The 19,356-nt window shown below is 60.4% G+C and carries 18 protein-coding genes; 6 read left to right on the top strand and 12 right to left on the bottom strand.

Annotated elements, in window-relative coordinates; translation table 11 throughout:
• Window positions 1-14: 14 nt before the first annotated feature.
• The 8 genes from ACM6IQ_RS19280 to pcaR form a co-directional block, all read right to left on the bottom strand.
• Window positions 15-1,319: an MFS family transporter gene (locus ACM6IQ_RS19280; RefSeq protein WP_017336842.1), complete on the bottom strand. Its 1,305-nt coding sequence runs from the start codon at window positions 1,317-1,319 to the stop codon at window positions 15-17.
• A gap of 223 nt (window positions 1,320-1,542) precedes the next feature.
• Window positions 1,543-2,109, bottom strand: a complete 567-nt coding sequence (pcaG, locus tag ACM6IQ_RS19275; protein WP_017336841.1) for a protocatechuate 3,4-dioxygenase subunit alpha — start codon at window positions 2,107-2,109, stop codon at window positions 1,543-1,545.
• Between the two features lies 1 nt (window position 2,110).
• Window positions 2,111-2,815, bottom strand: coding sequence for a protocatechuate 3,4-dioxygenase subunit beta (pcaH, locus tag ACM6IQ_RS19270; RefSeq protein WP_414879559.1), 705 nt, complete (start codon window positions 2,813-2,815; stop codon window positions 2,111-2,113).
• A 36-nt stretch (window positions 2,816-2,851) separates the two neighbouring features.
• A complete protein-coding gene (gene pcaF / locus ACM6IQ_RS19265; protein ID WP_193393005.1) occupies window positions 2,852-4,057 on the bottom strand; it encodes a 3-oxoadipyl-CoA thiolase in 1,206 nt (401 codons plus the stop codon).
• Window positions 4,054-4,833 carry a CoA-transferase subunit beta gene (locus tag ACM6IQ_RS19260; RefSeq protein WP_017336838.1) on the bottom strand — a complete coding sequence of 260 codons (780 nt, stop codon included), beginning with the start codon at window positions 4,831-4,833 and terminating at the stop codon, window positions 4,054-4,056. The genes pcaF and ACM6IQ_RS19260 overlap by 4 nt, the downstream gene beginning before the upstream one ends.
• Entirely contained in the window at window positions 4,833-5,690 is an 858-nt protein-coding gene (locus ACM6IQ_RS19255) for a CoA transferase subunit A (protein WP_414879558.1), read from the bottom strand. Before ACM6IQ_RS19255 ends, ACM6IQ_RS19260 begins: the two co-directional genes overlap by 1 nt.
• Window positions 5,691-5,883: 193 nt before the next feature.
• Window positions 5,884-7,230: an MFS transporter gene (locus ACM6IQ_RS19250; protein WP_017336836.1), complete on the bottom strand. Its 1,347-nt coding sequence runs from the start codon at window positions 7,228-7,230 to the stop codon at window positions 5,884-5,886.
• Window positions 7,231-7,357: 127 nt separating this feature from the next.
• On the bottom strand, window positions 7,358-8,200 hold the full coding sequence (gene pcaR, locus ACM6IQ_RS19245; protein ID WP_008025635.1) for a pca regulon transcriptional regulator PcaR: 843 nt from the start codon (window positions 8,198-8,200) through the stop codon (window positions 7,358-7,360).
• Between the two features lie 670 nt (window positions 8,201-8,870).
• Here pcaR and ACM6IQ_RS19240 point away from each other — a divergent pair.
• Window positions 8,871-9,071: a hypothetical protein gene (locus tag ACM6IQ_RS19240; protein WP_007935837.1), complete on the top strand. Its 201-nt coding sequence runs from the start codon at window positions 8,871-8,873 to the stop codon at window positions 9,069-9,071.
• 377 nt (window positions 9,072-9,448) lie between these two features.
• A complete protein-coding gene (locus tag ACM6IQ_RS19235; protein WP_017336835.1) occupies window positions 9,449-10,924 on the top strand; it encodes an inorganic phosphate transporter in 1,476 nt (491 codons plus the stop codon).
• Between the two features lie 176 nt (window positions 10,925-11,100).
• Here ACM6IQ_RS19235 and ccoM read toward each other — a convergent pair whose 3' ends face one another.
• Both ccoM and ACM6IQ_RS19225 read right to left on the bottom strand, forming a co-directional pair.
• The gene (gene ccoM / locus ACM6IQ_RS19230; protein ID WP_007906619.1) at window positions 11,101-11,217 is read right to left on the bottom strand and encodes a cytochrome c oxidase subunit CcoM; all 117 of its coding nucleotides are present in this window, start codon (window positions 11,215-11,217) and stop codon (window positions 11,101-11,103) included.
• 142 nt (window positions 11,218-11,359) lie between these two features.
• Window positions 11,360-11,521 carry a hypothetical protein gene (locus tag ACM6IQ_RS19225; RefSeq protein WP_007998358.1) on the bottom strand — a complete coding sequence of 54 codons (162 nt, stop codon included), beginning with the start codon at window positions 11,519-11,521 and terminating at the stop codon, window positions 11,360-11,362.
• Between the two features lie 186 nt (window positions 11,522-11,707).
• On the opposite strand from ACM6IQ_RS19225, the gene ACM6IQ_RS19220 reads away from it, so the two are divergent.
• The 3 genes from ACM6IQ_RS19220 (at window position 11,708) to ACM6IQ_RS19210 (ending at window position 14,317) form a co-directional block, all read left to right on the top strand.
• Window positions 11,708-12,580 (top strand): LysR substrate-binding domain-containing protein, encoded by an 873-nt coding sequence (locus tag ACM6IQ_RS19220; protein WP_017336834.1) that lies wholly within the window; start codon window positions 11,708-11,710, stop codon window positions 12,578-12,580.
• Window positions 12,581-12,668: 88 nt separating this feature from the next.
• Window positions 12,669-13,139, top strand: coding sequence for a RidA family protein (locus ACM6IQ_RS19215; RefSeq protein WP_414879557.1), 471 nt, complete (start codon window positions 12,669-12,671; stop codon window positions 13,137-13,139).
• The gene (locus ACM6IQ_RS19210) at window positions 13,136-14,317 is read left to right on the top strand and encodes an aminotransferase class V-fold PLP-dependent enzyme (protein WP_414879556.1); all 1,182 of its coding nucleotides are present in this window, start codon (window positions 13,136-13,138) and stop codon (window positions 14,315-14,317) included. Before ACM6IQ_RS19215 ends, ACM6IQ_RS19210 begins: the two co-directional genes overlap by 4 nt.
• Here ACM6IQ_RS19210 and ACM6IQ_RS19205 read toward each other — a convergent pair.
• Complete coding sequence (locus tag ACM6IQ_RS19205; RefSeq protein ID WP_017336831.1) at window positions 14,314-14,655, bottom strand: hypothetical protein; 342 nt, start codon at window positions 14,653-14,655, stop codon at window positions 14,314-14,316. The two genes, ACM6IQ_RS19210 and ACM6IQ_RS19205, sit on opposite strands and share 4 nt — an antisense overlap.
• A gap of 252 nt (window positions 14,656-14,907) precedes the next feature.
• On the opposite strand from ACM6IQ_RS19205, the gene rapA reads away from it, so the two are divergent.
• Window positions 14,908-17,754 carry an RNA polymerase-associated protein RapA gene (gene rapA, locus ACM6IQ_RS19200; protein WP_414879555.1) on the top strand — a complete coding sequence of 949 codons (2,847 nt, stop codon included), beginning with the start codon at window positions 14,908-14,910 and terminating at the stop codon, window positions 17,752-17,754.
• Between the two features lie 190 nt (window positions 17,755-17,944).
• Here the strand turns inward: rapA and ACM6IQ_RS19195 are convergent, their stop codons facing one another.
• The gene (locus ACM6IQ_RS19195; RefSeq protein WP_017336829.1) at window positions 17,945-19,294 is read right to left on the bottom strand and encodes a spinster family MFS transporter; all 1,350 of its coding nucleotides are present in this window, start codon (window positions 19,292-19,294) and stop codon (window positions 17,945-17,947) included.
• Between the last annotated feature and the right edge of the window lie 62 nt (window positions 19,295-19,356).

Genomic DNA, 19,356 nt, shown 5'->3' with positions numbered 1-19,356 from the left:
CCCACGCAGATGGATCAAAGGTCGTGATGCAGGTATTTCGCCTGTCTCGGCAAGCGCAGGCTGAACAGGAACGCCACCGCCATCATCACCGTGACGTACCAGTAGAAAGAGTTTTCCATGCCTACGGCTTTGAGGCTCAGCGCCACGTATTCTGCCGAGCCGCCGAAGATCGCATTCGCCACCGCGTACGCCAGGCCTACGCCCAATGCGCGCACTTCCGGCGGGAACATTTCAGCTTTCACCAGACCGCTGATGGAGGTATAGAAACTGACGATTGCCAGCGCCACGGTGATCAACACAAAAGCCAGGAACGGACTGCTGACGCTTTTCAGGCTCAACAGAATCGGCACGGTGAACAACGTACCCAAGGCACCGAACCACAGCATCGAATTACGTCGGCCGATCTTGTCGGCGAGCATGCCGAACAGTGGCTGCATGCACATATAAAGGAACAGCGCGCCGGTCATGATGTAGCTCGCCGTCTTGGCGTGCATGCCGGCGGTGTTCACCAGGTATTTCTGCATGTACGTGGTAAAGGTGTAGAAAATCAGCGAGCCCCCGGCGGTGTAACCCAGCACGGTAATGAATGCGGCTTTGTGGTCGCGGAACAACGCGCGGATGCTGCCGGCGTCTTTGTTCTCGCGCATTTCCTTGCTGGTGGTTTCTTTCAGCGAGCGACGCAGGAACAACGAAATCAACGCGGCCACCGCACCGACCACAAACGGGATCCGCCAGCCGTAGGCACGCAGGTCATCTTCGGTGAGGAACTGTTGCAGGATCACCACCAGCGACACCGCCAGCAGTTGCCCGCCAATCAACGTCACGTATTGGAACGAGGCAAAGAAACCGCGCTGGCCCTTGAGCGCAACTTCGCTCATGTAGGTCGCCGTGGTGCCGTACTCGCCGCCCACTGACAAGCCCTGAAGCAAACGGGCGAACAGCAGCATGATCGGCGCCCAGACGCCGATGTCCTTGTAGGTTGGCAGGCACGCGATGAGCAACGAGCCGAAGCACATCATCAGAATCGAAATCAGCATCGAATTCTTGCGCCCGTGCTTGTCCGCGACACGGCCGAAAATCCAGCCGCCGATCGGTCGCATCAGGAACCCGGCGGCGAACACGCCTGCCGTATTGACCAGTTGCACGGTCGGGTTATCGGACGGAAAAAACGCGGGCGCAAAGTAGATCGCGCAAAAGGCGTAGACGTAGAAATCGAACCATTCGACGAGGTTGCCGGACGAGGCGCCGACAATCGCGAAGATCCGCTTGCTGCGCTCTTCGCCGGTGTAATGCGCTGGAATCGCGGTTGGGGTTGTCATTGTTCTTCACTCTTTGGGGACAGTGACAGTCTAGACACACTTTGCAACAGTCCCGTTCCACAGATCACTCATCAGAAGCCTGCTACACATCCGGTGGCGAGGGAGCTTGCTCCCGGAGCAAGCCCAAAACCTTCAAACGTGCTCTGTCACTCGCCAGCCGGTTTTACGACGGCTTCGCAGCCGAGCGGGAGAAGCTCCCTCGCCACAGGTGTAGTGCTTTCACTCAATAATCGAAGAACACCGTCTCGGCGTCGGTGCCCTGTAAAATCACATTCCACTGATACACACCGCTCGCATCCTGCTTCGCCAGCAAGGTACCGCGACGCTCAGCCGGCACGCACTCCAGCAGCGGGTCCGATACGTTCGCCGGCTCGCCCTCAAAATAAATCCGCGTCAGCAAGTGCTTCACCAACCCGCGAGCGAACACCAGCACCACCAGGTGCGGCGCCTGGGTCGTGCCTTTCAGCCCTTGCACCGTGCCCGGCTTGATCGTAGTGAAGCGGAAGCGCCCTTCGGCATCCACCGGAATCCGGCCAAAGCCTTCGAAGTTCGGGTCCAGGGGTTTGTCCTGATCGTCTTCGGGGTGGTCGTACTTGCCGGCGGCGTTGGCCTGCCAGACTTCCAGCATGGCGTCGTTGACGATGTCACCGTTGCCATCGACGACTTGCCCGGTGATCGCCACGCGCTCGCCCAGGGTTTGCTCGACGGTCAGGTTTTCGCGGTTCAGCCAGGTCAGGCCGATGTGGTAATACGGCCCGACGGTGTGGGACGTGGTCGCAGTCAGCGTCATCTTATTTCTCCATCGGCGTGGCATCGCGGCCGCGCAAGACGATGTCCCAGCGATAACCGAGGGCGTAGGAAGGGATGGTTTTTTCCAGGTCGAAACTGGCGATCAGGCGCTCTTTGGCGCGGGTGTCCGGCACGCAGTTATAGATCGGGTCATACGCAAGAAGCGGGTCGCCGGGGAAATACATCTGCGTGACCAGCCGCGTCAGAATGCTCGGCCCGAACAGCGAGAAATGGATGTGCGCCGGACGCCAGGCATTGTGGTGGTTGCCCCACGGGTAAGCGCCGGGCTTGATGGTCTGGAATTGATACCAGCCATCGGCGTCGGTCACCGTGCGGCCGGTGCCGGTGAAGTTCGGGTCCAGCGGTGCGTCATGCAGGTCGCGTGCATGGTTGTAGCGCCCAGCGGCGTTGGCCTGCCAGATCTCCACCAGAATCCCCGGCACCGGCAGACCGTTTTCATCCAGCACGCGGCCGTGAATGATGATGCGTTCGCCCAATGGCTCGCCCGTGTGCTGCGCGGTCAGGTCGTTGTCCTTCTCGCTGACGCGCTCGGCACCGACCGTCGGGCCGGTAATTTCCGACAACGAATGGGGCAGAAACACCAACGGCTTGGACGGCGAGCGCAGGTTGGTCGATTGATAAGTCGGGTGCAGGTAGTCCGGCTGGGTGCCTTCCTGCGGGCGACGGTAACCAGGCTTGTCAGTCATTTCGCTTTCCTCAGTTCTTATTATCACAGCTGCGCGTCAGACGCGTTCGATCGCCAAGGCCAGCCCCTGGCCGACGCCGACACACATGGTCGCCAGACCTTTCTTGCCACCGGTTTTTTCCAGCTGATGCAGCGCCGTCAGCACCAGACGCGCACCGCTCATGCCCAACGGATGGCCCAAGGCAATGGCACCACCGTTCGGGTTGACCTGAGCCGCGTCGTCCGCCAGCCCCAGTTCTCGCAACACCGCCAAGCCTTGGCTGGCGAAGGCTTCGTTGAGTTCGATCACGTCGAAATCGCCGACGGCAAGGCCCAGGCGCTCAGTCAGCTTGCGCACCGCCGGGACCGGGCCGATGCCCATGACCCGCGGTGCAACGCCGGCACTCGCCATGCCCAGCACTTTGGCGCGAGCGGTCAGACCGTGTTTTTTCACCGCCTCGGCCGAGGCCAGGATCAGCGCTGCAGCACCGTCGTTCACACCCGACGCGTTGCCGGCGGTGACGGTTTTTTCGGGACCATTGACCGGTTTCAGTCTGGCCAGGGTTTCCAGCGTCGTGTCGGCGCGAGGATGCTCGTCCTGGCTGACGACGGTTTCACCCTTCTTGTGGGCAACGCGCACTTCGACGATTTCTTCAGCGAAAAATCCTGCCGCTTGCGCGGCGGCTGTCCGCTGCTGACTGCGCAGTGCAAAAGCGTCCTGATCCTCGCGGGACACTTCGTAATCGTCCGCCACGTTGTCGGCGGTCTGCGGCATCGCATCGACACCGTATTGGGCTTTCATCAACGGGTTGATGAAGCGCCAGCCGATGGTGGTGTCTTCCAGCTTCATGTTGCGCGAGAACGCCGCATCCGCCTTGCCCATCACGAACGGCGCGCGGGACATCGACTCGACGCCGCCGGCAATCGCCAGTTCCATTTCGCCGCTGGCGATGGCACGGAACGCGGTGCCGATGGCATCCATGCCCGAAGCACAGAGGCGATTGAGGGTCACGCCCGGAATCGTTTCCGGCAGGCCCGCCAGCAGCAGCGCCATGCGCGCCACATTGCGGTTGTCTTCGCCGGCCTGGTTGGCGCAGCCGAGGAACACCTCGTCCACTGCATTCCAGTCCACCGAAGGGTTGCGTTCCATCAACGCCTTGATCGGCACGGCGGCCAGATCGTCGGCGCGAACCGTCGACAGGCCACCGCCGAAACGGCCGATGGGGGTGCGAATCGCGTCGCAGATATAAACGTCACGCATCACGCTTCTCCAGGTGCTTGGCCGTGGGCGGCAGCGGTGCGGGCTTCCAGATCCCTCAGCGCTTTCAGTTCGACCTCGGTGGGCTCGGCGGTGTTTTCAACCGTCTCGGCGAAACGAATGGCCCAACCTGTCGCGGCGGTCACTTGCTCACGGGTCACGCCAGGGTGCAACGCAGTGACCACGAATTCATGAGTACCCGCTTCCGGTTCCATGATGCACAGGTCGGTGATGATGCCAACCGGACCGGCGCCTGGCAGACCGAGACGCTTGCGCGAATCACCACCCTCGCCATGGCCGACCGAGGTGATGAAGTCGAGCTTGTCGACGAAGGAACGCGCCGACTGTTTAAGAATGATCAAGACGCTTTTGGCCGAACCGGCAATCTCCGGCGCACCACCGGCACCCGGCAGACGGACTTTTGGTGCGTGGTAGTCACCCACCACCGTGGTGTTGATGTTGCCGAAACGGTCGACTTGCGCGGCGCCGAGGAAACCGACGTCGATGCGCCCGCCCTGCAGCCAGTAGCGAAAAATCTCACCGGTCGGCACGACGGTGTCAGCGGTTTCCGCCAGTTCACCGTCACCGATCGACAGCGGCAGTACGCTCGGCTTGGCACCAATCGGACCCGATTCGTAGATAAGGACTACATCCGGCGAGGACGTCAGCCGCGCCAGGTTGGCCGCTTTCGACGGCAGCCCGATACCGACGAAGCACACCGAACCGTTCTTCAATCGGCGAGCAGCGGCGACGGTCATCATTTCATTGGTGGTGTAAGTCATTACTTCGCCTCCGATGCAGCGGCCAGCTTGGCCTGGAACTCGCTGAAGTCAGCGCAGCCATGGATGTATTCGTTGATCCACGCGGTGAAGGTGTCACGGTCGCGGGCAATCGGGTCCCAGGCCTGATAGAAACGGTTATCGCGCTCGTTGTAACCGTGAGCGTAGGACGGATGCGCGCCGCCAGGAACGTGGCAAACCGCGCTCAAGGCCCACGTCGGCAGTACACAGGAGTTCATCGGTGCGTTGAGGTCGTCGACGATTTCTTCGACGGTGACGATGCAACGCTTGGCGGCCAGTGCGGCTTCTTTCTGCACCCCGAGAATGCCCCACAGCAACACGTTGCCTTTACGGTCGGCTTTTTGCGCGTGGATCACGGTGATGTCCGGACGCACCGAAGGCACCGCCGCCAATACTTCACCGGTGAACGGGCAAGTGACGCTCTTGATCAGCGGGTTGACCTTTGGCAGGTCGGAGCCGGCGTAGGCACGCAACACCGCGAACGGCAGGCCGGAGGCGCCAGCGACGTAGGCATTTGCCAGGTCGGCGTGGCTGTGTTCTTCGATTTCCAGCGCGTGCGGCCACTGCTTCTCGACTGCGTCACGCAGACGGTGCAGCGAACCGACGCCCGGGTTGCCGCCCCAGGAGAAAATCAGCTTGCGAGCACAACCGGCGCCAATCAACTGGTCGTAGATCAGGTCAGGCGTCATCCGTACCAGCGTCAGATCTTTCTTGCCCTGACGAATGATTTCGTGACCCGCCGCCGTAGGGATCAGGTGAGTGAAGCCTTCGAGCGCGACGGTATCGCCGTCGTTGACGAATTGCTTCACCGCGTCGTGCAGCGAAAGGATTTCAGCCATGGGGCAGGCTCCCGTTTTGTTGTGAACCGACAGTGGTAGGAAACGACGCGATGCGCGCGCCGGAATGACTGAAGGTTAAGCCTGTGCAAAACGCCAAACAATCCGATAATCGACTAAGTGTTCGTTTATCGAACATATTGTTGTCTCGCTATCGTTCTCCATCGCCTGTCAAAAGATCAATTTCAATCCAGAATCAGGTCGCATCCGCATGACTGACCATGCCCTTGATCACCACCGCCGTCGTCGCCAAGGCCGCCGGAATCACCAATGCCGTCAGCACTTGTTCAAAGTTCCAGCCCAACCCCAGCAAGGTCGCGCCCATCCACGCCCCCAGAATTGCGCCGAACCGGCCAATCCCGAGCATCCACGACACACCGGTCGCCCGACCTTGAGTCGGGTAAAAACGCGCCGCCAAAGAAGGCATCGCCGATTGCGCGCCGTTGACGCACATCCCGGCCACCAGCACCAGGGTTGCCAATAGCGTGATGTTGCCCAGGCTCTGCCCTACCGCGTAGGCAAACACCCCGGCCAGCAAGTAGAAAGTACCGATGACCTTGTGCGGATTGAACCGGTCCATCGCCCAGCCCACGCCCACCGCGCTCAATACGCCGCCGAACTGGAACAGCGCGCCGATGAATGCCGCCTGTTCCATGCTCGCGCCACTGTCACGCATCAGCGTCGGCAGCCAACTGGTCAACAGGTAAACGATCACCAGGCCCATGAAGTAGGTCAGCCATAACAACAAGGTGCCGGTGCTGTAGGTGCCGGAGAAGATCACCGCAAACACGTTACGGGCCTTCACGGTTTTCTGTTCGGGTACGCTGAAGCTGGATGCTTGAGCGACGACCGTCGGATCGATTGGCGCCAGCGCCTGGCGCACTTTGTCGGTGCCGCGATTGCGCACGACCAGGTAACGCGCCGACTCCGGCAGCCAGAACAACAAGACGACGGCAAGGATCAGCGGCAGAATTCCGCCGATCAACAGCAGGCTGTGCCAGCCGAACGCCGGAATCAGCTTGGCCGAAATGAATCCGCCACCGGCCATGCCGAGGTTGAAGCCGCAGAACATGCTGGTCACCAGCAGGGATTTTTTGCGCTCCGGGGTGTATTCCGACAGCAATGTCGTAGCGTTCGGCATCCCGGCGCCAAGGCCCAGGCCGGTCAGAAAGCGCAACACCAGCAACTGATCGACGTTGCTGCTGTAGGCCGAGGCCAGGCTGAAGGCGCCGAACAACAGCACCGCGCCCACCAGTACGACTTTTCGTCCGAAGCGGTCAGCCAACGGCCCGGAACCCAGTGCGCCGAAGACCATGCCGATCAACGCCGCACTCATCACCGGACCAAGGCTGGCGCGATCGATGCCCCAGTCCTGGGACAGTGCCGGCGCGATGAAGCCCATGGCCGCGGTGTCGAGGCCATCGAGGAAAACAATCAGGAAACACAGGATCACCACTCGCCACTGGTAGCGCGAGATGGGTTGAGCATTGATGAAGGACTGCACGTCGAGGCAGTTACCTACAGCAGACTGAGGCTGGTTCATTATTTTTATTCCACGCAAGAACGCAGTCGGACAGGTGCCAGCCTGAGCTGGCGCTGCCGCGACATTAGTGAGCCTGGGGAAAGTGCGTCAATTCGTTAAACGCGAGTCTGGGCGATTATCGAACAGCTTAGGCAAACAGCTGGGCGCTGAGGTTACGGCTGGCCGCCAGCAGACCCGGCAGGAACCGTTGCTCCAGCTCGTTGCGGCTGACCCGACCGGCGTGCGTGCTGACGTTGAGCGCCGCCACGACTTGCCCGGAAGCGTCGTACACCGGAACGGCAATCGAGCGCAGGCCTTGTTCCAGTTCCTGATCGACGATGCACCAGCCTTGCTGCCGCACTTCCTGCAGGCATTCGAGCAACGCTTCGGGAGTGTGCAAGGTGCGGCTGGTCTTGGCTTGCAGGTCTGCGTGGTCGAGGTACTCGCGCAGCGACGTGTCATCCAGTGCCGCGAGAAGAATCCTGCCCATTGAGGTGCAATAGGCCGGCAGGCGTCCGCCTACCGACAGGTCGACGGAAATCAGCCGCTGAGTCGTCGCCGAGCGAGCGATGTACAAAATGTCATCGCCTTCCAGCGTGGCCATGTTGCAGGCCTCGTGGAGTTGTTCGCTCATGCGGTCGAGGTAAGGTTGGGCAGAGACCGCCAGCGGGGTCGAGGACAGGTAGGCATGACCGAGGGTCAGCACTTTGGGCAGCAGCGAATAGGTGCGACCGTCGGTGGTGGCGTAGCCGAGTTTGATCAGGGTGTGCAGGCAACGTCGCACGGCGGCGCGGGGAATTTCCGTGCGGTGACTGATCTGGGCGATGGTCAGGTGCCGTTTGCGCTCCTGGAACGCTTGCACCACGGCCAGGCCTCGGGCCAGTGAAGTCATGAAATCCGGGTCGCCGGTCAGGGCCTGGATTCGCTTGGCGGGCGACGCGACGATAGGCGGCGCCACTGAAGCGAAGGAATTGCGCATTTGCTCGTTCATATCAGGTCCTTTTCCCACACGGATCAGCGACGGCTATTACAGGCGGCTCCGATTCGACACACAAGCCAAAGGCAGCCGAGACTGGGCGATTATCGAACCCTCGACCGATAATCGCAATCGGTTGCCGTTATAGAGCCTTGGTCGGACACGCGTGCGCCCTTCTCTATTACATGGTTTTACCCCGGGCTTGAACCCTGAGTTAAAGTCCCCATGTAATGTCCTAACTTGTTCGACTTAATGACGCCAGAAAGACAGCGCGGCCAAGTGAAGGTAAAAACTTGCAAGTAATAAAACGATCACACATGAACATCCATTTTTAACTCTTTGGCGATAGTGTTCTTCAAATCGACCGCTATAATGCAATTCAGTGACGAACCGGTTTCTCTATTCGCCGGTTCCGTCATCCGGCAGCACGATGTTCCATCGTTGCTGCCCGCAGCAAGCGCCTGACGCTCATTTCAAATGCTCTGACAGCGCGCTCGCTGAAACAGGAAACTGATGCTACGTCAGCTGTTTTGCTCTGGTGCCGTGGCCGCCTGCAACATGGAAGTATTGATCGCCGTGCCGTAAAACGATGCCTTTGCGGGCATTGTCCTTTCGACGAGCGTGGTCGGTGCATTTGATGCAGCGCGATTTACCAGAATTAATCTCAACCTATACAGGTAGCACTGTGACGAAAGACGAACTGCGCGCGGAACTTGAGCGCCAGGAACAACGTTACAAGGAAGTTTACGGCGGGGAAGTCACCACCTACGCCGCTCAGCCCGAACCGGAACGCAAACCCTGGCGTAAACGCGCCACCGTTCAGGACCAGGCTTTCACGCAAGAACTGCAGAAGATGGAAAAGGAACTCAAAGCCGAAGAGCCATGATCGCCTCGGCCTGACTCCCTTCAAGGGCCTGCGTCTGCCCCCGTTAAAAGCGGGATGCATTGATGTTGCCATTCGCGCCCGCTACGAGCGGGCAGCGGTTACCTCATCTATCTGATGAGGCAATTGGCTCATGTCTGGCCCTCTTCTCAGAAATTTCATACAAGTCTTTGCTTCTCTTGCCGTTTCGAGAGAAACCCTTGTGCCTGCGGGCTTTTCAAGGCAATTCAACGACTTGCAAAACCCGCTAAACACCCGGAACTTAGGGCGTCGTCTCTTACTAATTCGTTGAAGAATGTTACCGATGAGCAGCTAGTGCATCGATTTACAGTCTTTTCTGGCATAATCGCGCCCCCTTACGACCGGGTCAGAAAACCTTCATGATCGATTTATTCAGCGGACTGGATGCTTGGGTGCTTGTGAGCCTCTTGCTCGCCCTCGCCTTTGTCCTCGCCTTCGAGTTCATCAACGGCTTTCATGACACTGCAAACGCGGTGGCCACTGTTATCTACACCAAAGCAATGCCGCCGCATCTGGCCGTGTTCTTTTCCGGTGTGTTCAACTTCCTCGGCGTGCTGCTGGGCGGTGTTGGCGTGGCGTATGCCATCGTCCACCTGCTGCCGGTAGAACTGCTGATCAATGTGAACACCGGTCACGGACTGGCCATGGTGTTCTCGTTGCTTGCCGCCGCCATCACCTGGAACCTGGGCACCTGGTACTTCGGTATCCCGGCCTCCAGCTCCCATACGCTGATCGGTTCGATCCTCGGGGTTGGCCTGGCCAACGCCCTGATCAACGACATTCCATTGGCCGATGGCGTCAACTGGCAGAAGGCGATCGATATCGCGGCTTCGCTGGTGTTTTCGCCGATGGCCGGGTTCCTGATCGCTGCGCTGATCCTGATCGGCCTTAAATGGTGGCGTCCACTGTCGAAGATGCACAAGACGCCGGAACAGCGCCGCAAGATCGACGACAAGAAGCATCCGCCGTTCTGGAACCGCCTGGTGCTGGTGATTTCGGCCATGGCCGTGAGTTTCGTGCACGGCTCCAACGATGGTCAGAAAGGTATCGGCCTGATCATGCTGGTGCTGATCGGTATCGTTCCGGCACAGTTCGTACTCGACCTGGGCAGCACCACCTACCAGATCGAACGCACTCGCGATGCGACTTTGCACCTGAGCCAGTTCTACAAGCGCAATGCCGATACTCTGGGTGAATACCTGGCCCTGGGCAAAAGCGTGGATGGTGATCTGCCGGAGAAATTCCGTTGCAACCCGCAACAGACCGAACCGACCATCACCGCCCTGCTCGACACCCTTAAAGGCGTCGCGGACTACCATTCGCTGTCGGCGGAAAGCCGTATCGAAGTGCGCCGCTACCTGCTCTGCCTGGATGACACGGCGAAGAAAGTCGGCAAACTGCCCGGTCTCGCTGCCCGTGAAAAGGCTGACCTGGACAAACTGCGCAAAGACCTGACCACCACTACCGAATACGCCCCGTTCTGGGTGATTCTGGCGGTCGCACTGGCCCTGGGCCTGGGCACCATGGTGGGCTGGAAACGCGTGGTACTGACCATCGGCGAGAAGATCGGCAAGCAAGGCATGACTTACTCCCAAGGCATGTCGGCGCAGATCACGACCGCCAGCCTGATCGGCATGGCCAACATCTTCAGCCTGCCGGTTTCCACCACCCACGTCCTGTCTTCAGGTGTGGCCGGTACCATGGTCGCCAACAAAAGCGGCCTGCAGGGCGGCACCGTCAGAACCATCCTGCTGGCCTGGGTCCTGACCCTGCCAGCGACCGTGGCCCTGTCGGCCGGCCTGTTCTGGCTGGCGTCGAAGGCACTGGGCAGCTGATAGATCGCTGCTACGAAAAAGGCGCGTTCCGTGAGGTTCGCGCCTTTTTCATGCCTGCAATTCTCTAAACACCAAAAATCCCTGTGGGAGCGCACAACGGTCGTTTCCCGCACGCAAAAAAAAGGGCAACCGAAGTTGCCCAAAATGCCTTGCGTGCTCATTGCATCAAGAAAGACCTACGGTTTTTTCCGCTTGTGCGAGTCCTTCCAGATAAAAAATCCAAACCCTGCAAAAAACAGAACCATGAGGCCGACTGTCAGCACTCCGGCGATCACCACGTTGTCGAAAAACATGACTGGCCTCCTGGACTTGCCCTGTTGCGATGGGGCTAAGTTAACCAATCAGGCAGGAGAGAAAATTGATCGAGGTCAATATCGCCCGAGACAGGGCGCAAAGGAGGGGGAAAACTGATCTACATCAACAGATGCAGGGGGATTAACGCTTTTTCGGTTTGTTTTTCGGCTTTTTCTTCGCTTTACCCAAAGGCATCGCTTGCTCGAATGCCTGGCGCACTTCATTCAGGCGTTTGTCGTTGAGGTCGTGAATTCGCTTGGCGCGTTCGGCGTTAAGGTCGATCAGCTTGTCGTCTTGGCTCATGGTGTTCAGTGCATCGCGTGAAGGAAAATTACACTGCCGCATCGCTCGACAGGATTGCGCCAATAATGCGGTCTGGCGCCGGCGCTGACCAGTCACTCGCGTAACGACGACTTAACAAAATATGTACCGAAGCGGTTTTTTCACCGCACAATCGCGTTTTTGCGATGGACCCAAAGGACCCGCGCCGTGGAATTGCACCAGGATCTGCCGCCCTTGATGGCCCTGCGCGCCTTCGAGGCCGTGGCTCGCCACTTGAGCTTCATCAAGGCCGCCGATGAGTTGTCGGTGACCCAAAGTGCAATCAGCCATCAAGTGCAGAAACTGGAGCAGTATCTGAATCAGCGGCTGTTTATCCGCCGCACCCGGGCCATCGATCTGACGCCAGCCGGCGAAGCGTACTACCGGCAGATTCAGCCAGCCCTGGAATCCATTGCCCTGGCCACCCGCGGACTGCGCGGCAACGATCATCATGAAACCACCCTGCGCATCGGCCTCCTCGCGTCATTTGCCACGTTGTGGCTGGTGCCGCGTCTGGCCGACTTTAACGCGCGCTATCCACACATCCATGTCGAGCTGCTGCCTTCGGTAGAACTGTCCGACGTTGGCGGTGGCGAAGTTGACCTGGCGATTCGTTATGGCAAGGGCGGCTGGCCGAAAGTCCGGGCTCGCCGCTTCATGGCAGAAACACTGGCACCGGTTTGCAGTCCCGCATTCAAAACCCAGGGCACCGGCATCGGCCCGTTACTGATGGCCAAATCCCTTCAACCGTTCGAGTGGACTGACTGGAGCGCGCGCAATGGCATCGACCTCAGCCACTACCCCAGCGTGATGCTCCACGACTACAACATCGTCGTCGAAGCCGCCGTGGCCGGTCAGGGCATTGCCATGGGTCGTGGTCATTTGATCGAACGCCGACTGAAGGAAGGTGCGCTGGTAGATGCTTTCGACACCCCGCCCTTCATCAGCGAAATCGGTTATTGGCTGGTCACTCCCGATCGGCCTGCCAGCGACGCAGCGGAATGTTTCGGTGAATGGCTGTATGAAATGGCCCATGCATGAGTTATTTGAATACGTCGAATTAGATCTATCCGTTTGTCGCGCTCCCCGGACGCAAACATGCTGAAGCCTTCATTCAGGAGGACTCACCATGACCGATTCACTCGCCCACCGCGTCCAGCAACTGGGCCTGTGCCTGCCGACGCCGAGCCAGCCCATTGCCAACTACGTCAATCATGTGGTCAGCCAGAACCAGCTGTTCATTTCCGGGCAGATTCCTTTGCAGGACGGCAAACCAGCGTTCATCGGGCGACTTGGCGAATCGATCTCCGATGAAGAGGGGGCTAACGCCGCCGAACTCGCTGCCCTGGCCCTGCTGGCACAACTCAGCAATGCGCTGAACGATGACCTCGCGAAACTGGTGCGCATCATCCGCCTGGGCGTGTTTATCGCCAGCGCTCCTGACTTCCAGAAACACGGCGCGGTTGCCAATGGCGCGTCCAATCTGTTGGTCAATGCTCTCGGCGAGAAAGGCCGGCATGTACGCACGGCCGTGGGTGTATCGAGCCTGCCGGGCGGCGTGGCGGTGGAAATCGACGCAATATTCGAGTTGCGGCCGTGAATCGTGCCGAGGTGGAGCATTTGCGCGCGGCTACACCGGGTTGCTACAGCGTGATTCACTTCAACCATGCCGGCGCTTCCTTGCCCAGCCAGGGCACCCTCGACGCGATGATCGAGCAGTTGCAGCGCGAAGCCACCGGCGGCCCGATGGAAGCCGCCGACCAGAGCATCCAGGCCCGCGCCCGCCACGCGGCCGCGAAATTGCTCAACGCCAACACTGAAAGCATCGCCTTCGCCAGCAGCGGCTCGGCGGCGTGGGGTATGGCGTTCAATGCGTTGGGGCCATGGCGGGTCGGCGACCGGATTCTTGTCGGGCGCCATGAATGGGGCGGCAACCTGGCCTGCATGGCCCGGGCCGTCAGCGCGGGCGCGCGGCTTGAAGTGATTCCCTGCGATGAGGCAGGCGCGGTATCCGTCCCTGCCCTCAAGCAGATGATCGACTCGAAGGTAAAGCTGATCGCGCTGACCTGGCTCCCGGCCAATGGCGGCCTGATCAACCCGGCCGAGGCCATTGGCGCCGTGGCGCGACAGCACGGGATTGCCTACTTCATCGACGCAGGCCAGGCACTCGGTCAACTGCCCTGCGATGTGCAGGCGCTGAACTGCGATGTGCTCAAGGGCGCCGGGCGCAAATTTCTTCGTGGTCCGCGAGGTACGGCGCTGATGTATGTCAGGCAGGGGTTCCTCGAACGACTCGTGCCCGGCCATCTGGACGTGCTGTCCGCCCCCTGGGACGGCGAAAGCTTTTCCGTGCGCGACGATGCGCGGCGCTTTGAAACCAGCGAAGTGTCGGTGGCCTTGCTGGCGGGATTGGCCAATGCGCTGGAGGAATTCAACCGGCTGGGAGCGACCCGCATTCGTCAGCGGATCGATGGGCTGTGTCGGCACCTGTGCGAACGCCTCGGCACTATCAGCGGGCTGACGCTGCACAACCTGGGGGACACCGATCAGCAATCAGGCCTGATCGCCTTCACGCTCAAGGGTTGGGACAGTGTCGATTTGAAGCAGCAACTGGCGCTGAGGGGGATCAACATCGGCGCCAATGGAGTGGCCTATACGCCACTGGACATGCAGGCAAGAGGACTGGAAAGCATCGCACGGATTGCCGTCAGTCACCTCAACACCGAAGAAGAAATGGAGGTATTGCTGAACGCTCTCAACCAACTCTCCAAGGCTTAGATCTGAATGTCGACCCACAAGCCCTGGCGCGGCTCGTCTTCAATCAGCGGCGCGACCGGCACGGTGTTGTCGGCGTTGAGTTCGGTGCCAGGAATGGCCAGATGCACATCAGGATCTTCATCGGCTTCACGACGACGCCGTTGCTGTTCCTGCTTGCGGCGCTGTTCCTCGCGCAGCTGAAATGCCGCTTCTTCCGGGTCGCGCTGTTGCAGATCGATCGTGCTTTCGTTGGAGCTTTCCTGCACCGGCACAACGGGCGGAATATCCGGGCGCTGGCGGATCGGGTCGTGCTGGGAAGTGATCGGCACGGCACTCAATGGGAGCATCGGTGGCAGCATAATTAGTTGTCTCCTGTGAGCAGGCTGTCGGCTGCGGGGATGGCGACTTGAGCCATCGGTCGCAAACTGTGACCTGATTGGCACTTGCAGGAGCTGCCGCAGGCTACGATCTTTATCGGACAACATAGAACTCAAGCGTTCCCCAAGATCAAAAAATCGAAGCCTTCGACAGCTCCTACGCCGTAAACCTTTTGGTCTGGAGGGCCGATTCCGTTAAGATAGCCCGCTTTTTCAAGGTGGGAGTCAGGCAGCATGGCGCAGCAGTATCAACCGGGGCAACGCTGGATCAGTGACAGCGAAGCCGAGCTGGGTTTGGGCACCGTTCTGGCACAGGACGGCCGCTTGTTGACCGTGCTCTATCCGGCCACTGGCGACACTCGCCAGTACGCGCTACGGAATGCGCCCCTCACCCGCGTGCGGTTTTCGCCGGGCGACTCGATCACTCACTTCGAAGGCTGGAAACTGACTGTCCAGGAAGTCGACGACGTCGACGGCCTGCTGGTCTACCACGGCCTCAACGCACAGAACGAAGTGGTCACCCTGCCGGAAACCCAGCTGTCGAACTTCATTCAGTTCCGTCTGTCCAGCGACCGTCTGTTCGCCGGGCAGATCGACCCGCTGGCCTGGTTCTCCCTGCGCTACCACACGCTGGAACACACCAGCCGTCAATTGCAATCCTCGCTCTGGGGCCTGGGTGGCGTGCGTGCGCAACCGATCGCGCACCAGTTGCACATCGCCCGTGAAGTGGCCGACCGCATTGCGCCGCGGGTCCTGCTGGCGGACGAAGTGGGTCTGGGCAAGACCATCGAAGCCGGTCTGGTGATCCATCGCCAACTGCTGTCGGGCCGCGCTAACCGCGTACTGATCCTGGTGCCAGAGAACCTGCAGCACCAGTGGCTGGTGGAGATGCGCCGCCGCTTCAACCTGCAAGTCGCGCTGTTCGACGAAGAACGCTTCATCGAAAGCGATGCCGCCAACCCGTTCGAAGACACCCAGCTCGCACTCGTTGCGCTGGAATGGCTGGTGGAAGACGAGAAGGCTCAGGACGCGCTGTTTGCCGCCGGTTGGGACTTGATGGTCGTCGACGAAGCCCACCACCTGGTGTGGCACGAAGACAAGGCCAGCCCGGAATACTCGCTGGTCGAACAACTCGCCGAAGTCATTCCTGGCGTATTGCTGCTGACCGCAACCCCGGAACAACTGGGCCAGGACAGTCACTTCGCCCGTCTGCGCCTGCTTGACCCGAACCGTTTCCATGACCTGCACGCTTTCCGCGCCGAGAGCGAAAATTATCGCCCGGTCGCCGAAGCCGTTCAGGAGCTGCTGGAAAAAGGACGCCTGTCGCCTGAAGCGCACAAGACCATTCACGGCTTCCTCGGCAACGAAGGCGAAGCGCTGCTGACCGCCGTCAACGATGGCGACACCGAAGCCAGCGCCCGTCTGGTCCGCGAACTGCTCGACCGCCACGGCACCGGCCGCGTGCTGTTCCGTAATACCCGCGCCGCGGTGCAAGGGTTCCCGGAACGCAAACTGCACCCGTACCCGCTGCCCTGCCCCGACGAATACCTCGAACTGCCGCTGGGCGATCACGCCGAGCTGTACCCGGAAGTCAGCTTCCAGGCCCAGCCGGACGCCAACGAAGAAGAACGCTGGTGGAAATTCGACCCCCGCGTCGAGTGGCTCATCGATACGCTGAAGATGCTCAAGCGCACCAAAGTGCTGGTGATCTGCGCCCACGCCGAAACCGCCATGGACCTGGAAGACGCCCTGCGCGTGCGCTCCGGCATCCCGGCCACGGTATTCCACGAGGGTATGAACATCCTCGAGCGTGACCGCGCCGCCGCTTACTTCGCCGACGAAGAGTTCGGCGCGCAAGTGCTGATCTGCTCGGAAATCGGCAGTGAAGGTCGCAACTTCCAGTTCTCGCACCATCTGGTGCTGTTCGATCTGCCGTCGCACCCGGACCTGCTGGAACAGCGGATCGGTCGTCTCGACCGGATCGGCCAGAAGCACATCATCGAACTGCACGTGCCGTACCTGGAAACCAGCCCGCAAGAGCGGTTGTTCCAGTGGTATCACGAAGCACTGAACGCGTTCCTCAACACCTGCCCGACCGGCAACGCCCTGCAGCACCAGTTCGGCCCGCGCCTGCTGCCGCTGCTGGAAAACGCCGACGATGGCGAGTGGCAAGCGCTGATCGACGAAGCCCGCGCCGAGCGTGAGCGTCTGGAAGCCGAGCTGCACACCGGCCGTGACCGTTTGCTGGAGCTCAACTCCGGCGGCGCTGGCGAAGGGGATGCGCTGGTCGAGGACATTCTTGAGCAAGACGATCAATTCGCCCTGCCGATCTACATGGAAACCCTGTTCGACGCCTTCGGCATCGACAGCGAAGACCATTCGGAAAACGCGCTGATCCTCAAGCCGAGTGAAAAAATGCTCGACGCCAGCTTCCCGCTGGGCGACGACGAAGGCGTGACCATCACCTACGACCGCAACCAGGCACTGTCTCGCGAAGACATGCAGTTCATCACCTGGGAACACCCGATGGTGCAGGGCGGTATGGACCTGGTGCTGTCCGGTTCGATGGGCAACACCGCCGTGGCACTGATCAAGAACAAGGCGCTGAAACCTGGCACCGTGTTGCTGGAGTTGCTCTACGTCAGCGAAGTGGTTGCGCCGCGCTCGCTGCAACTGGGCCGTTACCTGCCGCCGGCCGCGCTGCGCTGCCTGCTCGATGCCAATGGCAACGACCTGTCGGCCCGGGTCTCGTTCGAAACCCTGAACGATCAATTGGAAAGCGTGCCGCGCGCCAGCGCCAACAAGTTCATCCAGGCCCAGCGCGATCAGCTGACGCCACGGATCAACGCCGGTGAAGAGAAGATCTTCCCGCGTCACGCCGAGCGTGTGGCTGAGGCGCAGCGTCGCCTGGCGGCCGACACCGACGAAGAACTGGCACGCCTGACGGCGTTGCAAGCGGTCAACCCGACCGTACGCGACAGCGAACTGGTTGCCTTGCGCAAACAGCGCGAGCAAGGCCTGGCCATGCTCGACAAGGCTGCGTTGCGACTGGAAGCGATTCGGGTGTTGGTGGCGGGTTAAGTCCCCTGCTCCACCGATAAACAAAAAGGCCCGCAGCGATGCGGGCCTTTTTATGCTTCGAGACAAACCATTGTGGCGAGGGAGCTTGCTCCCGCTCGGCTGCGAAGCAGTCGTCGCGTTGAGATTTCAGGGCCGCTTCGCGCCCCAACGGGAGCAAGCTCCCTCGCCACAGGTTTTCTGTTCGCTCCTGTTATGCGGTGACAGCAGAAACCCCGGGCTCAACCACCGCCACCAACCCTTCCTTCATCCGCTTCGCATCCCGCACAAAACACCGCGATGCCAGAAACAGAAACACCATCGTCAGGAACAGCGCTACCGGGATCAGGTACATCGCGTCATGCAGCCCGACGGCCTTGAACGCTTCGGTCATCTGCCCGGCACCAGCCGCCAGCATGGCCGTGTGCGCAAAGTGATCGGACAGAGCGCCCACCACCACCGGCCCCAATCCACCGCCGAGCAAATACAACCCGGCAAAGAACAACGCCATGGCCGTCGCCCGCAGGCGAGGTTCGACCACGTCCTGAATCGCCGTGTAGACGCAGGTATAGAAGTTGTAGGCAAATAACCAGCCGACGCTGAACACCGCCACGAATACCCCGATTTCGATCCGTCCCGCATGCAACGCCCAAGCCGTACACACCGTCGAGATGATCAGGCTGAACGCTGCAAACAGCAGTCGTCCATTGGCCACGCGCTGGTGAATCTTGTCCGCGACCCAACCACCCAACGTCAGGCCGAACAGCCCCGTCACACCGACGATGACGCCCGTTGCCACGGCGGCCTCATGCAAGGGCATCAGGAAATAACGCTGCAACATCGGCACCAGGAAGGAGTTGCAGGCATAGGTGGCGAAGTTGAAACACAACCCCGCCATCACCAGCCATAGAAAGGTCGGCACCGCCAGCACCCGGCGGATCGGCCGGTCCACACGCTCCTGCGAAACCTGCACACTTTCGGCCGCGCCGCGTTTCGGCTCCTTGATGAAAAACATGAAGATCGCCAGGACAAGCCCCGGCACTGCCGCGATGAAAAATGGTGCACGCCAGCTATCGAATGCCTTGACCATCCAGCCGATGGTGAAGAACGCCAGCAGCAGGCCCAGTGGCAAGCCCAGCATGAAAATGCCCATCGCACGCGCGCGGCGATGGGCCGGGAACAGGTCGCCGATCAATGAATTGGCGGCGGGTGCATAACTGGCTTCACCAATCCCGATGCCCATGCGCACGATCAGGAAACTCCAGAAACTGCCCACCAGCCCATTGACGGCGGTCAGCGCGCTCCACGCTGCCAGGCCCCAGCCCATCAGTTTGGCCCGCGAGCCGGTATCGGCCATCCGCCCCAGAGGCAGGCCGGCAATTGCGTAGACGATGGTGAATGCAGTCCCGATGATCCCCAGTTGAAAATCGCTGAGGCTCCATTCCATTCGGATCGGCTCGATGATGATGGCGGGAATGGTGCGGTCGAAGAAGTTGAACAGATTGGCCAGGAACAGCAGGAACAGAATGCGCCAGGCATTCGCCGCTTGGGTCGAGTTCTGCATGGGTCCGTCTCTTTTATTGTTATTGGGGCTTCACTGCCGATGCATCCGAGCCCGGAACCTGC

It is taken from the genome of Pseudomonas sp. IT-P100 (genome assembly GCF_949767185.1).
GTDB classification, from domain to species: domain Bacteria; phylum Pseudomonadota; class Gammaproteobacteria; order Pseudomonadales; family Pseudomonadaceae; genus Aquipseudomonas; species Aquipseudomonas fluorescens_B.
Note: the sequence above shows the minus strand (reverse complement) of the source record. Positions and strands in the feature narration are given on the sequence as shown.

What these genes read in the sequence shown, in the direction of transcription:
- ACM6IQ_RS19225 (WP_007998358.1), bottom strand. Translation starts at nt 11,521, where the DNA reads ATGAGCCAAGACGACAAGCTGATCGACCTTAACGCCGAACGCGCCAAG.
- rapA (WP_414879555.1), top strand. Translation starts at nt 14,908, where the DNA reads ATGGCGCAGCAGTATCAACCGGGGCAACGCTGGATCAGTGACAGCGAA.
- ACM6IQ_RS19280 (WP_017336842.1), bottom strand. Translation starts at nt 1,319, where the DNA reads ATGACAACCCCAACCGCGATTCCAGCGCATTACACCGGCGAAGAGCGC.
- ACM6IQ_RS19235 (WP_017336835.1), top strand. Translation starts at nt 9,449, where the DNA reads ATGATCGATTTATTCAGCGGACTGGATGCTTGGGTGCTTGTGAGCCTC.
- ACM6IQ_RS19215 (WP_414879557.1), top strand. Translation starts at nt 12,669, where the DNA reads ATGACCGATTCACTCGCCCACCGCGTCCAGCAACTGGGCCTGTGCCTG.
- pcaG (WP_017336841.1), bottom strand. Translation starts at nt 2,109, where the DNA reads ATGACGCTGACTGCGACCACGTCCCACACCGTCGGGCCGTATTACCAC.
- ACM6IQ_RS19260 (WP_017336838.1), bottom strand. Translation starts at nt 4,833, where the DNA reads ATGACTTACACCACCAATGAAATGATGACCGTCGCCGCTGCTCGCCGA.
- pcaR (WP_008025635.1), bottom strand. Translation starts at nt 8,200, where the DNA reads ATGAACGAGCAAATGCGCAATTCCTTCGCTTCAGTGGCGCCGCCTATC.
- ACM6IQ_RS19255 (WP_414879558.1), bottom strand. Translation starts at nt 5,690, where the DNA reads ATGGCTGAAATCCTTTCGCTGCACGACGCGGTGAAGCAATTCGTCAAC.
- pcaH (WP_414879559.1), bottom strand. Translation starts at nt 2,815, where the DNA reads ATGACTGACAAGCCTGGTTACCGTCGCCCGCAGGAAGGCACCCAGCCG.
- ACM6IQ_RS19250 (WP_017336836.1), bottom strand. Translation starts at nt 7,230, where the DNA reads ATGAACCAGCCTCAGTCTGCTGTAGGTAACTGCCTCGACGTGCAGTCC.
- ccoM (WP_007906619.1), bottom strand. Translation starts at nt 11,217, where the DNA reads ATGTTTTTCGACAACGTGGTGATCGCCGGAGTGCTGACAGTCGGCCTC.
- ACM6IQ_RS19205 (WP_017336831.1), bottom strand. Translation starts at nt 14,655, where the DNA reads ATGCTGCCACCGATGCTCCCATTGAGTGCCGTGCCGATCACTTCCCAG.
- ACM6IQ_RS19195 (WP_017336829.1), bottom strand. Translation starts at nt 19,294, where the DNA reads ATGCAGAACTCGACCCAAGCGGCGAATGCCTGGCGCATTCTGTTCCTG.